9 protein-coding genes are annotated in these 14,127 nt (G+C 70.9%); 8 read left to right on the plus strand and 1 reads right to left on the minus strand.

Features of this window, described 5'->3' with window-relative positions:
* Positions 1-186 precede the first annotated feature (186 nt).
* The 8 genes from AC0IY0_RS03735 (at position 187) to AC0IY0_RS03770 (ending at position 13,301) form a co-directional block, all read left to right on the plus strand.
* Positions 187-1,191 (plus strand): AAA family ATPase, encoded by a 1,005-nt coding sequence (locus AC0IY0_RS03735; protein ID WP_147906378.1) that lies wholly within the window; start codon positions 187-189, stop codon positions 1,189-1,191.
* A gap of 2 nt (positions 1,192-1,193) precedes the next feature.
* Positions 1,194-2,105, plus strand: coding sequence for a DUF58 domain-containing protein (locus tag AC0IY0_RS03740; RefSeq protein ID WP_471763108.1), 912 nt, complete (start codon positions 1,194-1,196; stop codon positions 2,103-2,105).
* A 7-nt stretch (positions 2,106-2,112) separates the two neighbouring features.
* Positions 2,113-4,932 (plus strand): DUF4159 domain-containing protein, encoded by a 2,820-nt coding sequence (locus tag AC0IY0_RS03745; protein WP_471763109.1) that lies wholly within the window; start codon positions 2,113-2,115, stop codon positions 4,930-4,932.
* Between the two features lie 238 nt (positions 4,933-5,170).
* Positions 5,171-7,255 carry a hypothetical protein gene (locus AC0IY0_RS03750; RefSeq protein ID WP_147906375.1) on the plus strand — a complete coding sequence of 695 codons (2,085 nt, stop codon included), beginning with the start codon at positions 5,171-5,173 and terminating at the stop codon, positions 7,253-7,255.
* 383 nt (positions 7,256-7,638) lie between these two features.
* Complete coding sequence (locus AC0IY0_RS03755) at positions 7,639-9,540, plus strand: extracellular solute-binding protein (protein ID WP_471763110.1); 1,902 nt, start codon at positions 7,639-7,641, stop codon at positions 9,538-9,540.
* Positions 9,537-11,390: an extracellular solute-binding protein gene (locus tag AC0IY0_RS03760; protein ID WP_471763111.1), complete on the plus strand. Its 1,854-nt coding sequence runs from the start codon at positions 9,537-9,539 to the stop codon at positions 11,388-11,390. Before AC0IY0_RS03755 ends, AC0IY0_RS03760 begins: the two co-directional genes overlap by 4 nt.
* A 4-nt stretch (positions 11,391-11,394) precedes the next feature.
* Entirely contained in the window at positions 11,395-12,498 is a 1,104-nt protein-coding gene (locus tag AC0IY0_RS03765) for a microcin C ABC transporter permease YejB (RefSeq protein WP_147906372.1), read from the plus strand.
* Positions 12,499-12,764: 266 nt separating this feature from the next.
* Entirely contained in the window at positions 12,765-13,301 is a 537-nt protein-coding gene (locus tag AC0IY0_RS03770; protein ID WP_147857585.1) for a DUF2059 domain-containing protein, read from the plus strand.
* Between the two features lie 35 nt (positions 13,302-13,336).
* On the opposite strand, the gene AC0IY0_RS03775 is transcribed toward AC0IY0_RS03770, so the two are convergent.
* A complete protein-coding gene (locus tag AC0IY0_RS03775; RefSeq protein ID WP_419829122.1) occupies positions 13,337-14,125 on the minus strand; it encodes an AraC family ligand binding domain-containing protein in 789 nt (262 codons plus the stop codon).
* Positions 14,126-14,127: the final 2 nt, after the last annotated feature.

Raw genomic sequence — 14,127 nt, forward strand, 5'->3', positions numbered from 1 at the left:
AAGGGTGTGCGGCTTCCTGGAGGGGGCGCCCCCGAAGCTGGTACCCGACGTTGCATTGCCGCGCGGATCCCACCGCGAACCGGCGTGCGGCGATCCCGACCTTGCCAGCCCGGTGCGAACGGCCCCACATTGACCGGATGACCGGCGGGGCACCTTGGGTACCTCGCACAGGAGACGGACAACGGCATGACGCAGGCGATCAGCCCGGCCACCAGCCTCGACGACGGCATCGTGGCCACCGCGGAGAGCTGCCTCGCCGCCGTGGGTCAGGCGCGGGACGCGATCCACGGGGTGATCTTCGGCCAAGAGAAGGTCGTCGATCTCGCCCTCGTGACGATCCTGGCCGGCGGCCACGGCCTGCTCGTCGGCCTGCCGGGGCTCGCCAAGACCAAGCTGGTCGAGACGCTGGGCACCGTGCTCGGCCTCGACGCGCGGCGCGTGCAGTTCACCCCGGACCTGATGCCGTCCGACATCCTCGGCACCGAGATCCTGGAGGAGGATGCCGAGCGCCGCAGGGCGTTCCGGTTCGTGCAGGGGCCGGTCTTCACCCAGCTCCTGATGGCCGACGAGATCAACCGGGCGAGCCCGCGGACGCAATCGGCCCTGCTCCAGGCGATGCAGGAGGGCCACGTCTCGGTGGCCGGCGTCCGCCACGACCTGCCGCGGCCGTTCCACGTGCTCGCCACCCAGAACCCGATCGAGCAGGAGGGCACCTACCCGCTGCCCGAGGCGCAGCTCGACCGCTTCCTGCTGGAGATCGATGTCGGCTATCCCGACCGCGCCGCCGAGCGCCGCATCCTGATCGAGACCACCGGCATCGACGAGGTGCGCCCGCACGCTGTGATGTCCACCGACCAGTTGCTCACCGCCCAGCGCCTAGTGCGCCGGCTCCCCGTGGGCGAAGCCGTGGTGGAGGCGATCCTCGACCTCGTGCGCGCCGCCCGGCCCGACGGAGGCGATCCGCTGGTGAAGGACAAGCTGCTCTGGGGGCCCGGCCCCCGCGCCAGCCAGGCGTTGACGCTGGCCGCCCGCGCCCGGGCCCTGATCGAGGGCCGGGTCGCGCCCTCGGTGGCCGACGTGAAGGCCCTGGCGGAGCCGGTGCTCAAGCACCGGATGGCGCTCAGCTACACCGCCCGCGCCGACGGCGAGACGATCGAGGGCTTGATCGGCAAGCTCGCCGAGAAGCTTTAGCCTTGGTCGGGACACACGCCCTCGACTCCGAACGGCGCACCCCCGGCAGGCGCGAGAGCGAGGGCGCGACGGCCCTCTCCGAAAGGATGCCCCGCCTCGTGCTGGAGGCGCGGCGGGTGTCGAGCCTCCTGGCCCACGGCCTGCACGGCCGCCGCCGGGCCGGGCCGGGCGAGAGCTTCTGGCAGTTCCGCCCCTTCGTCACCGGTGAGGCCGCCGCGCGGGTCGACTGGCGCCGCTCGGCCCGGGACGACCGGCTCTACGTACGCGAGCGGGAATGGGAGGCGGCCCACAACATCTGGCTGTGGATGGACCGCTCCGCGTCGATGGGGTTTTCGTCCGACCTGGCCTCGGCGTCCAAGATCGAGCGGGCCCTGGTCCTCGGGCTGGCGCTGGCCGACGCCTTCGTGGAGGGCGGCGAGCGTGTCGGGCTCCTGGGGTTGACCCGGGCGACGGCATCGCGGGGCATCGTCGAGCGGATGATCCAGGCGCTGGTCGCCGACAAGGCGGGCCTGGAGCAGGACCTACCGCCCCGGGCGAGCCCGGCGCGCTTCGACGAGGTCGTTCTGATCGGCGACTTCCTCACCGATCCCGCCCGGATCGCGACCGCGGTCCAGGCACTGGCCGGACGGGGCAGCCGCGGCCACCTGCTGATGGTCGTGGACCCGATCGAGGAGACCTTCCCGTTCTCGGGCCAGGCCGTGCTGCACGACCTCGAAGGCGGGCTCAGCCTCGATATCGGCGACGCCGATTCCTGGGGCGTCCGCTACCGCGCCCGAATCGCGGAGCATCGCGCCGCCCTGCAGGCGATCGCCCGCCAGCAGGGTTGGACACTCACCCTTCACCGCACCGACCGCCCGGCGAGCGAGGCGGCCCTGCGGCTCGCCACGCTGATCGCCGCGCGCGGCCCGGAGTGAGGCCGCCATGCTCGGTCTGACCTTCGCGGCGCCCCTGGCGCTCGCCGCCCTGATCGGCCTGCCGGCCCTGTGGTTCCTGCTGCGGGTGACGCCGCCGCGGCCCCGGCGGATCGACTTCCCGCCGCTCAAGCTCGTCGCCGACCTGATCCCGCAGCGGCAGACGCCGGCACGCACACCGCCCTGGCTGCTGCTCCTGCGCCTGCTGATCGCCGCCGCGTTGATCCTCGCGGTGGCAGGCCCGGTCTGGAATCCTGGTGGCGTCGGAGCCGGTGGCGGCCGCAGCGCGCTCCTCGTGCTACTCGACAACGGCTTCGCCGCCGCCCACGATTGGCGCGACCGGTTGCGGGTCGCCACAGACGCCGTGGAGGGTGCGGCCCGGGACGGCCGGCCGGTGGCGGTGATCGGCCTGGCCGAGCCGCCCGCGGCCTTCGAGGCCAAGACCCCGGCCGCGGCCCTGGAACGCCTGCGTGCCCTGGCGCCCCGCCCGATCCTGCCGACCCGCGACGCGCATCTGACCAGCATCGGGACGTTCCTGGAGAAGAACCGCGGCGCAGGGCTCGTCTGGATCAGCGATGGCGTCGCCGGAGCGAGCGACGAGCGCTTCGCCAAGGGCTTGGCCGACCTCGTGGGCGGCAGCGGCGCCGCCCTGACGGTGTTGCGCGCCGACAGGCCTCCGGCCCTGGCCCTCACCGCCGCGGAGACCGGCGGCACCCTCACCGTCCGGGCCCTGCGCGCAGCCCCGAACGGGCGCGACGCCGGCGTGATCCGGGCGCTCGACCAGAAGGGCTTGCCGCTCGCCGAGCGCGACATCGCCTTCGCGGCCGACGCCACCGAGGCGACGGCGACGTTCGAGATGCCGGTGGAACTGCGCAACAGCATCAGCCGCCTGGAGATCGCCGGTGAGCGCTCGGCCGGGGCCGTGGTGCTGCAGGACGAGCGCGGCAAGCGCCGCCGGGTCGGCCTGGTGTTCGGCGGCACCCTCGACCAGGCCCAGCCGCTTCTGGCGCCGACCTACTACCTCGCCCGGGCGCTCCAACCCTTCGCGGACGTGCAGGAGGCGCGCGGCGCCAAGGGTACGGCGGAATCGATCAACCAGCTCCTCGACAACCAGGTCTCGGTGCTGGTGCTCGCCGATGTCGGCGCGCTCGACGAGAAGACCACGGCCCGGGTCGAGAGCTTCGTGAAGGCCGGCGGCATGCTGCTGCGCTTCGCCGGCCCGCGGCTCGCGGCCGGCAACGACCCGCTCGTGCCAGTCCGCCTGCGCCGGGGAAACCGGACGCTCGGCGGCACCCTCTCCTGGGACAGCCCCAAGACCCTGGCGCCGTTCCCGCCCGAGAGCCCCTTCGCGGGCCTGACGCCGCCGGCCGATATCGGCGTGCGCCGCCAGATCCTGGCCGAGCCGGACGGCGACCTGCCGAACCGGACCTGGGCCTCCCTGCAGGATGGCACGCCGATCGTCACCGCGCAGAAGCGCGGCCAGGGCACGTTGGTGCTGTTCCACGTCACCGCCGACACGACCTGGTCGAACCTGCCGCTCTCGGGGCTGTTCATCGACATGCTCCGGCGCGTGGTCGGCTTGGCCGGCACGGCAGCGCCCCCCGCGGGCGAAGCCAGTCGCGCATCCGCCGTGGTGCTCGCCCCTCGGGTGACACTGGACGGGTTCGGCGCGCTCGGCTCGCCACCCGCTTCGGCCACCGCGGTGGCGGCCGATTACGCCGACCGGGGGAACACCGAGCACCCGCCGGGCTTCTACGGACCGGCCGACGGCGGCATCAGCGTCAACGCCCTGAAGCCCGACGACCGCCTGAAACCCCTCGACACCGCAGCGCTCGACGGCGCCCGGATCGAAACCCTCGCCGGAGCCGAGACCCTGGACCTGCGCCCGACCCTGTTCACCCTGGCGCTGCTGCTGCTCGCCCTCGACACGCTTGCGGGCCTGTGGCTCGGCGGCTTCCTGCGCCGCTCCGCCTGGGCGAGCCGTCTGCGCGGACGCCCGGCGGCGTTGGCCGTCGCGGGCCTCGTGCTGTTCGCCGCCCTCCCGGCACAGCCGCTGCGCGCCGAGGAACCGGCGGCCAACCGGCCGAACGGCATCGAATCCGCCCTCGTCACCCGGCTGGCCTACGTGATCACCGGGGACGCCGCCGTCGATGAGGCAAGCCGGACCGGCCTGTCCGGCCTGACCCAGATGCTCGCCTCGCGCACCGCCCTGGAGCCGGGTGAGCCCGCCGGGATCGATCCGGCCAAGGACGAGCTCGCCTTCTACCCGCTGATCTACTGGCCGATCGCACCTTCGCGGCCCCAGCCCTCGGAGACGGCGATCCGCAAGATCGACGCGTTCATGCGCAACGGCGGCACGGTCCTGTTCGACACCCGGGACGCGCTCACCGCCCGCCCGGGCGGTCCGCCCTCCCCGGAGGCGGCCTACCTGCGCAAGATGCTGGCGACCCTGGAGGTGCCGGAGCTGGAGCCGGTGCCCCTCGACCACGTCCTGACAAAGGCGTTCTACCTGGTCGACAGCTTCCCCGGCCGCTACGCCACCGGCCAGACCTGGGTCGAGGCGCTCCCCCCCGCGGCGGAGGGCGCCGAGCGCCGCCCGGCCCGGGCCGGCGACGGCGTCAGCCCGATCATCATCACCGGCAACGACCTCGCCGCCGCCTGGGCGGTGGGCCGCCGCGGCGAACCGCTCTACCCGGTTGTCGGCGGCGACCAGCGCCAGCGCGAGATGGCCTTCCGGGGCGGCGTGAACATCGTGATCTACACGCTCACCGGTAACTACAAGGCGGATCAGGTCCACGTGCCCGCGCTGCTGGAGCGGCTGGGGCAGTGATTTCCTTGGACAACCAGCGAAGCGCCGAAGGCCCTCCCCCCTCTGCGGGTTACGAGCGGCACGAGCTCGATGCGCGGGTGCTGATGCAGGCCGCGACGCGCTCCCTCTCCCGTACGGGAGACGGAACCTGCGTTTTCCGCGCTCACGCCACGACGACGGCGGCGGTTGCAACCTGCGAAGCCCGTAACTTTGCGGATGGAAGAAGCCCCCGCATCACGAAACCGGAGCGCTCCGCCCCATGCTGAGCCTCAGCTTCACCCCCCTCCTCCCGTGGCCGGTCCTCGCCGCCCTCGGGCTCGTCGTCGTCGTCCTGGCTCTGCTCGCCTTCGTGGCGCGGGGCCGGACCGCCCTGCTGCGCGCGCTGGTGCTCGCCCTGGTGCTGGCCGCCCTCGCCAACCCCGCCCTGGTGCGGGAAGACCGCGAGCCGGTGAAGGACATCGCGGCGATCGTGGTCGACCGCTCCGGATCGCAGGCGCTCGGCGACCGGCCGCAGATGACCGATGCGGTCCGGGCCGAGTTGCAGCGCCGCTTCGGCGCGCTCACCAACATCGAGCCCCGCTTCATCGATGTGCCCGACGCAAAGGACGGCGACGACGGCACCAAGCTGTTCACGGCGTTGGGCCAGGCGCTGGCCGACGTGCCGCCCGAGCGGCTGGCCGGCATCGTGATGCTCACCGACGGCGTGGTCCACGACATCCCATCCTCGATGGCGCAAATCGGCATCAAGGCGCCGCTCCACGTCCTCGTCACCGGCCATCCGGACGAGCGCGACCGCCAGATCAAGCTTCTGGAGGCGCCGCGCTTCGGCATCGTCGGCAAGGATCTCACGATCCGCGCCGAGGTGATGGAGCGCGGCGGCACCGGCCATGCGGTCGTCACGATCCGCCGCGACGGCGAGGAGATCGGCCGGCGGGACGTACCCACCGACAAGCCGTTCGCTCTGACCACCCGGATCGAGCATGGCGGCCCGAACGTGGTCGAGATCGAGGTCGAGCCACTCCCGGGCGAACTCACCACGGTCAACAACCGCGCGGTCCTGCCGATCGAGGGCATCCGGGAGAAGCTCCGGGTGCTGCTGGTCTCCGGCGAGCCGCACCAGGGTGAGCGGACCTGGCGCAACCTGCTGAAATCAGACGCTAACGTCGACCTCGTGCACTTCACCATCCTGCGCCCGCCGGAGAAGCAGGACGGGACGCCGATCTCCGAATTGTCCCTGATCGCGTTCCCGACCCGCGAGCTGTTCGTTCAGAAGATCAAGGATTTCGATCTGATCATCTTCGACCGCTACGCCAACCAGAGCGTGCTGCCGCAGGCCTATTTCGACAACATCGTCCGCTACGTCCGCGAAGGCGGCGCGCTGCTCGTCGCCGCCGGCCCCGAATATGCCGGGCCGGCGAGCCTGGCCCGCACGCGGCTCGCCGGCATCCTGCCGGGCGACCCGGACGGGCGCGTGGTCGAGCGCCCCTACAAGGCGACCCCGACGCAGGTCGGCCAGCGCCACCCGGTCACCCGCGATTTGCCGGGCTCCGACGCGAACCCGCCCGCCTGGGGCGACTGGCTGCGCATCGTCCAGGCCCGCACCCGGCCCGGCATTCAGCCGATCCTGTCCGGCGCCGAGGGGCTGCCCCTGCTCGCCCTGTCGCGCGAGGACAAGGGCCGCGTCGCGCTGCTGCTGTCCGACCATGCCTGGCTCTGGGCGCGGGGCTACCAGGAGGGCGGCCCCTATCTGGATCTGCTGCGCCGCCTGGCGCACTGGCTGATGAAGGAGCCGGCCCTCGAAGAGGAGGCCCTCCGGGCACAGACCACCGGCCGCGGCCGCGAGGTGCGGGTCGAGCGCCAGACCATGGCCGAGCAGGTCGAGCCGGTCACCGTCACCGGGCCGACCGGCAAGGTCACGACGCTGACCCTCAAGCCCGGCGAGCCCGGCCTGTTCACCGCCACCTTCGACGCGGAGACCCTGGGGCTGCACACCCTGCGCTCGGGCAACCTCGTGGCCTTCGTCAGCGTCGGCCCGGCGAACCCGCGCGAACTCGCCGACGTGTTCAGCGATACCGAGCGGCTGAAGGCGGTGGCCGAAGGCTCCGGCGGCTCGATCCGCCGGGTCGCGGATGCCGGCGGCACCACCCAGGTGCCGCGGCTCGCCACCGTGCGCAGCGGCCGCCTGGCCGGCGGAGACTGGATCGGCTTCCGCCCGAGCGACAGCGCCAACATCCGCGGTGTCGAGGTCTACCCGCTGGCGCTGGGCCTCGCCGCCCTCGCAGCGCTCGCCGCCGCCGTGCTCGCGATGTGGCTGGTCGAGGGCCGCCGCGGGCGTGCGGTTTAAGTTTTTGTGACTCGGCGTCTCGCCACCGCCTCCCCAACCGCGACGCTTTCCCTCCCCCCTCTGCGGGGGAGGGTGGGCCCTGCGTCAGCAGGGGTCGGGAGAGGGGCAGCGCGACGGTTCAGGATGAAGCAACCGTTGCGCCCTTTCCAGAAACGTTGCTCCCCTCTCCCGACCCGCTTCGCGGGCCACCCTCCCCCGCAGAGGGGGGAGGGCGTGGCGCAGATCCGGCCCGCCTCAAGAAGCCCCACGCCGCAGGTGACGTCACGGTCGCGCACCGACCGGCAAAGAAGCGGCCTCGACGCCCGGGCCGCACCCGGCCTAAGACCCTTCGGAAGCCCGAATTCCCGCACCGCCTGGTGCGATGACATGGAGATAGCCTGCCCGTGACTGGACGCCTCCTTGCCGCCACGCTCTGCATCGCCTGTCTCCAGTTCGCCCCCGCCCGCGCGCAAGAACCGGCGGCGAGCGCGGCCGCCACGGAGGCGGCGATCCCGGCTGCTACCGGCCAGTGGACCCACGCGATCACGCTGATGGGCGAGCCCAAATACGGCCCCGGCTTCAAGCATTTCGATTACGCCGACCCGGCCGCGCCCAAGGGCGGCATGGTGCGCCTCGGCATGCAGGGCGGGTTCGACAACTTCAACATGATCGTCTCGGGCCTGAAGGGCGACCTCGAAGGCGGCGTGCTGCAGATCTACGATACGCTGATGACCGAATCCTCGGACGAGCCGTTCACGTCCTACGGCCTGCTGGCCGAGTCGGTCCGGGTCGCCCCCGATCTCGGATCGGTCTCGTACCGCCTGCGCGACGACGCCCGCTGGCATGACGGCCAGCCGATCACCCCCGAGGACGTGGTCTGGTCCTACGGCGTGCTGAAGGCCAACAGCCCATTCTACGCCGCCTATTATCAGACGGTCGCCAAGGCCGAGGCGACCGGGCCGCACGAGGTGACCTTCACGTTCACCGAGACGGGCAATCGCGAATTGCCGCAGGTGATCGGCCAGCTGCGGGTGCTGCCCAAGCACTGGTGGACGGGCAAGGACGCCAACGGCAAGCCGCGCAGCCCGACCGAGACCACCCTGGAGCCGCCGCTCGGCTCCGGCCCCTATCGGCTCGCCAAGTTCGAGCCGGGCCGCAGCGTCACCTACGCCCGCGTGCCGGATTACTGGGGCAAGGACCTGCCCGTGAATGTCGGGCGGTACAATTTCGACACCGAGCGCCACGAGTACTTTCGCGACGGTACCGTTCTGGTCGAGGCCCTGAAGGGCGACCTCTACGACTTCCGGGCCGAGAACATCGCCCGCAATTGGGCGACCGCCTACGACGATTTCCCGGCCGTCAAGGAAGGGCGCCTGATCAAGGAGGCGTTCCCAGAACGCGGCATGGGCATCATGCAGGCCTTCGCGTTCAACACGCGACGGGACAAGTTCAAGGATCCCCGGGTCCGCCGGGCGTTCAACCTGGCACTCAACTTCGAGGAGATGAACAAGAACCTGTTCTATGGCCTCTACAAGCGGATCAACTCCTACTTCTTCGGCTCGGAACTAGCGTCCTCGAGCCTGCCCGAGGGGCAGGAGAGAGAGATCCTGGAGAGCGTCAAGGACAAGATCCCGGCTTCGGTCTTCACCGCGTCCTATGCCAACCCGGTCAACGAGAACCCGGAGGCCGTGCGAAAGAACCTGCGTGAGGCCGTGGGGCTGTTGCGCGAGGCCGGCTACGAGCTGCGCGGCGGCAAGTTGGTCAACAAGACGACCGGCGAAGCGCTGACCGTCGAGTTCCTGGAGTTCCAGAACGCGTTCGAGCGGGTGATCCTGCCCTTCGCGGCGCAGCTGAAGCTGATCGGCATCGATGCGACGATGCGGGTGATCGACGCCGCGCAGTACCAGAACCGGATCCGCGACTTCGACTTCGACATCACCACCAACGCCTGGGGCGAGTCGCTGTCGCCGGGCAACGAGCAGCGCGAGTTCTGGGGCTCGGCGGCGGCCGACAAGTCGGGCTCGCGCAACCTGATCGGGATCAAGGATCCCGGGATCGACGCGCTGATCGAGAAGGTCATCTATGCCAAGGATCGGGCCGGGGTGATCGCCGCGACCAAGGCCCTCGACCGGGTGCTGCTGGCCCACGATTACGTCGTGCCGCAATGGTCGGCGAGCGAGCAGCGGACCCTGCGCTGGAACCGGTTCAGCCACCCCGCCGTCCTGCCGCGCTACGCCGGCTCCGGCTTCCCGACGACCTGGTGGTACGACGATACCCGCGCGGCCAAGACCGGAGCCCCGCGGTGACGGGCCGGTCCTGGCGGCCGAGCCGGCGCGGCCTCATCCTCGGCGCCGGCGCGCTCGCCGCGATCCGTCCCGCCTGGGCCGACGGCGAGGAGCGCCACGGCCTGTCGAGCTTCGGCGAGCTGAAATACGGCCCCGGCTTCGAGCATTTCGACTACGTGAACCCGATCGCCCCCAAGGGCGGCCGGTTCTCGACACAGCTCGCCGGCACCATCGGCAACCAGTCGCTCAACACCTTCAACACGCTCAACATCTACGTGCTGCGCGGCGACGGTGCGGCCGGGCTGGACCAGACCTTCGACAGCCTGATGGTCCGCGCGCTCGACGAGCCGGACGCCGTCTACGGGCTGGTGGCGCGCGCCGTGACGGTGAGCCCGGACGGGCTGATCTACCGGTTCGCGCTGCGCCCGCAGGCGCGGTTCCACGACGGCTCGCGGCTGACCGCCCGGGACGCCGCCTTCAGCCTCACGCTCCTGCGCGACAAGGGTCATCCCTCGATCTCCGAGGTGATCCGTCCGATGACCGAAGCCCAGGCCGAGGGCGACGAGACGCTCGTCGTCACCTTCGCCGAGGGCCGCGCCCGGGACCTGCCGTTGTTCGTGGTCCAGCTGCCGATCTTCTCGGCGGCCTATTACGGCGGGCGCGACTTCGAGGCCTCGAGCCTGGAGGCTCCGCTGGGCTCCGGCCCCTACCGCGTCGGCACCGTCGATCCCGGCCGCTCCATCGGGCTGGACCGGGTTCCGGATTACTGGGCGGCGGACCTCGCCGTGGCGGCCGGGCAGAACAACTTCGACACGATCCGCTACGAGTATTTCCGGGATCGCACCGTGGCGTTCGAGGCGTTCAAGAGCGGCGCCTTCACGTTCCGCGAGGAGTTCACCGCCCGGGTCTGGGCCACCGGCTACGACTTTCCCGCCGCCACCGAGGGGCGGGTGATCCGACAGACCGTGCCGGATGCGCGGCCGAGCGGGACGCAGGGCTGGTGGATCAACACCCGCCGCGCGCCGTTCCGCGACCCGCGCATCCGCGAGGCGATCGGCCTGTGCTTCGACTTCGAATGGTCGAACCGCAACCTGATGTACGGCGCCTACACGCGCACCGCCTCGTTCTTCGAGAATTCCGACCTCAAGGCCACCGGCAAGCCCTCGGCAGAGGAACTGGCCCTGCTGGAGCCGATCAAGGACCTGCCCCCGGAGGTGTTCGCCGAGGCCTGGACGCCGCCGGTTTCGGACGGGTCCGGGCAGGACCGGGCGCTGCTCAAGCGGGCCGACGCGCTTCTGCGCGAGGCCGGCTGCACCCGCCAGGGCGGCGGCCTGCTGCTGCCGGGCGGTCAGCCCCTGGCGATCGAGTTCCTGGACGACGATCCCGTCTTCCAGGCGGTGACCCAGCCGTTCATCCGCAACCTCGGCCTGCTCGGCGTGAAGGCGACGCACCGCACCGTAGACCCATCGCAGTATCAGGCCCGCGTCAACGATTTCGACTTCGACGTCACGTCCCGTCGCTTCTCCGGTGGTGTTACGCCGGGCACGGAATTGCGCGAGCTCTACGGCTCCCGAGCGGCGGCCACCAAAGGCTCCAACAACCTGTCGGGGATCGCGGACCCGGCGGTCGACGCGCTGCTCACGGCCATCGCGGATGCCAAGTCCCGCGCCACGCTGAGCACCGCGTGCAAAGCCCTCGACCGCGTGCTGCGGGCCCAGCGTCTCTGGGTGCCGATGTGGTATTCCGGCGCCCACCGCCTCGCCCTTTGGGACGTCTACGGGCGCCCGGCGAATCCGCCGAAATACGATCTCGGCGCCCCCGGTACCTGGTGGTTCGACGCCGCCAAGGCCAAGCGGATCGGGCGGGACTGAGACCATGCTCGGCTACATCCTGCGCCGCATCGGCCTGATGATCCCGACCCTGTTCGGGATCATGCTGATCACCTTCACCATCGTGCAATTCGCCCCGGGCGGCCCGGTGGAGCGGGTTCTGTCGCAGATGAAGGGCCAGGGCGACGGCACCCTGTCGCGGGTCACCGGCGGAGGCGGCGACCTCGGCGGCGGCGGTCGTCCGGCAGGGGGCGGAGAGGGCAACTCCCGCTATCGGGGCGCGCAGGGGTTGAGCCCGGACTTCATCGCCAAGCTGGAGCAGCAGTTCGGCTTCGACAAGCCGGCCCCGGAGCGTTTCGCCAAGATGCTGTGGGACTACGTCCGGTTCGATTTCGGCCGCAGCTATTTTCGCGACGTGACGGTGATCCAGCTGATCAAGGAGCGGCTGCCGGTCTCGATTTCGCTGGGGCTTTGGATGACGCTCTTGTCGTACGCGATCTCGATCCCGCTCGGCATCCGCAAGGCCGTGAAGGACGGCGAGCGGTTCGACCGCTGGACCTCCTTCGTGGTGATCATCGGCTACGCGATCCCGGGCTTCATGTTCGGGCTGATGCTGATCATCCTGTTCGCGGGCGGCTCATTCTATCAATGGTTCCCCCTGCGGGGCCTGACCAGCGAGGGCTGGGAGAGCTTCTCCGCCTGGCACAAGTTCACCGACTACGCCTGGCACCTGGCGCTCCCGCTCACCGCCCTGGTGATCGGCGCCTTCGCGACCTCGACCCTGCTCACCAAAAACTCGTTCCTCGACGAGATCCGCAAGCAGTACGTCCTGACCGCCCGGATGAAGGGCCTATCCGAGCGCCGCGTGCTCTACGGCCACGTCTTCCGCAACGCCATGCTGATCGTGATCGCCGGCTTTCCGGGCGCGTTCATCTCGGCCTTCTTCACCGGCTCGCTGCTGATCGAGACGATCTTTTCCCTCGACGGCCTGGGCGAGCTGTCGTTCCGGGCGATCGTCGGCCGCGACTACCCGGTGGTGTTCGCGACCCTCTACATCTTCTCCCTGCTCGGGCTGGCGGTGAACCTGCTCTCGGACCTGATCTACGTCTGGATCGACCCGCGCATCGATTTTTCCGCCCGGGCGACATGAGGGCTCGGGCGCGCGGCCGATCGTTCCGTGTCGTCATCGGGGTGGTCGCCGCCAAGACGTTGAGCCGCTGGACAAGCTGACGATCCAATCCATCCGGATCTGCATCCGCTGTCGGGATCGGGCGATTTCTGAAGGCGGCCCAAGTGGATCCGCTCCAGTTATTTGTCATCGCGATCGCCCAGGCGCATTGATCCGGATCACAATTACGATAGCACTGCCCGGGCCGTGCAACGTTGGATCTTACGGCGATCGTGACCGGAGCAACCATGCGCCTCTCGACCCTTCTCGTCGGCCTCTGTCTCGGAACCGCGCTGCCCGGCGCGGTGCTGGCGCAGACGGCGCAGAAACCCGCTCCGGCTGCGGCGCCGGATCCGGCCTTGCTGAAGGTCGCCCGGGAAACGGTCGCGCAGATGCAGGGCGATCGCGCCGCCACGCTCAGCTCGATGGCCGCCCCGATGGTCGGCATGATGCAGCAGATCGGCATCAAGGAAGCCGACAAGGCGCAGGTGCTCGTGCAGGAGGTCGTGATGCCGACCCTGTCCGCGCATTACGACGAACTCCTCGATATCCAGGCTCGCGGCTTCGCCACGATCCTCGGCAAGGACGACCTGCAGGCGATCGCGGCCTTCTACGCCACGCCCACCGGCAAGCGCCTCGCGGCCGCCCAGCCGCAGCTCGCCCAGATCCAGCTGGCCGGCATGCAGCAATGGATGCAGGCGGTGGCGCCCGAGATGCAGGGCAAGATCGTCAAGGCGGTCCAGGACCACGGCTGGGGCCCGGGCGGCCAAGCGAAGCCAAAGTGATCGGCTGATCCGGACTGGGTGGCGGCGCGGGCCGCCTAGGGCGTTCCACCGCCACCCAGCACCCGCGCCACGGTGCTCCGCAGGGCCTGCGCGCTGCGATAGCCCACCGCGGCTGCGACCATGCCCGGTGGGCGGCCCTCGGCGGTCAGTGCGAGCGCCCGGATCACCCGGGCCCGCGCCCGCCAATCGCCGAAGCTGAGCCCGGTCTCGGTGCGGAACCGCCGGGTCAGGGTGCGTCGGCTCGCCCCGGCGCGGTCGGCCCAGGCGTCGAGGTCGTCGGCCGCGGCGGGATCCTCGATCAGGCCGAGGCAGACCCGGCGCAGGCGGGCATCCCGCGGCAGCGGCAGGGTCAGCGGCGTCTCGGGCGCCCGGCCGATCTCGTCGAGCACCAGGGCGGCGAGGTGACCGCCGCGGCGCGCCTCGTCGTACAGGACCGGTTCCTCCGCAAGGGCGGTCAGGGCCGAAGCCAGGAGCGCGGAGACCGCGATCACCCGGCAGATCGTCGGAAACGCGTCCACGGCGGCGGGGTCGAGATAGGCCGTGCACAAGGCCACGGGTCCGTGGGTGACCGTGGCGTGGGGCAAGCCCGGCGGGATCCAGAGGGCGTGCCCCTCCGGCACGACCCACGTGCCGTCCTCGGCCGCGGCGCTCATCAGCCCTGCCGTTGCGTAAAGGAGCTGCGCCCGGATGTGTGCATGCAGGCCGGTGCCGCTCCCGGCCGGAAGCGGCTTGCGGACGACCGCGACCGGCCGCGGCACATGTTCGTAGTCGGCAGCGGCGGTCGATCGCGGCACCACCGGCGATTTTGGCCCGTTCGCATCCATAT

The organism is Methylobacterium sp. AC315 (assembly GCF_979253755.1).

Excerpts from the sequence above, each read along its gene's own strand:
- AC0IY0_RS03770 (WP_147857585.1), top strand. The coding sequence starts at position 12,765 with ATGCGCCTCTCGACCCTTCTCGTCGGCCTCTGTCTCGGAACCGCGCTG.
- AC0IY0_RS03750 (WP_147906375.1), top strand. The coding sequence starts at position 5,171 with ATGCTGAGCCTCAGCTTCACCCCCCTCCTCCCGTGGCCGGTCCTCGCC.
- AC0IY0_RS03765 (WP_147906372.1), top strand. The coding sequence starts at position 11,395 with ATGCTCGGCTACATCCTGCGCCGCATCGGCCTGATGATCCCGACCCTG.
- AC0IY0_RS03775 (WP_419829122.1), bottom strand. The coding sequence starts at position 14,125 with ATGGATGCGAACGGGCCAAAATCGCCGGTGGTGCCGCGATCGACCGCC.
- AC0IY0_RS03745 (WP_471763109.1), top strand. The coding sequence starts at position 2,113 with ATGCTCGGTCTGACCTTCGCGGCGCCCCTGGCGCTCGCCGCCCTGATC.
- AC0IY0_RS03735 (WP_147906378.1), top strand. The coding sequence starts at position 187 with ATGACGCAGGCGATCAGCCCGGCCACCAGCCTCGACGACGGCATCGTG.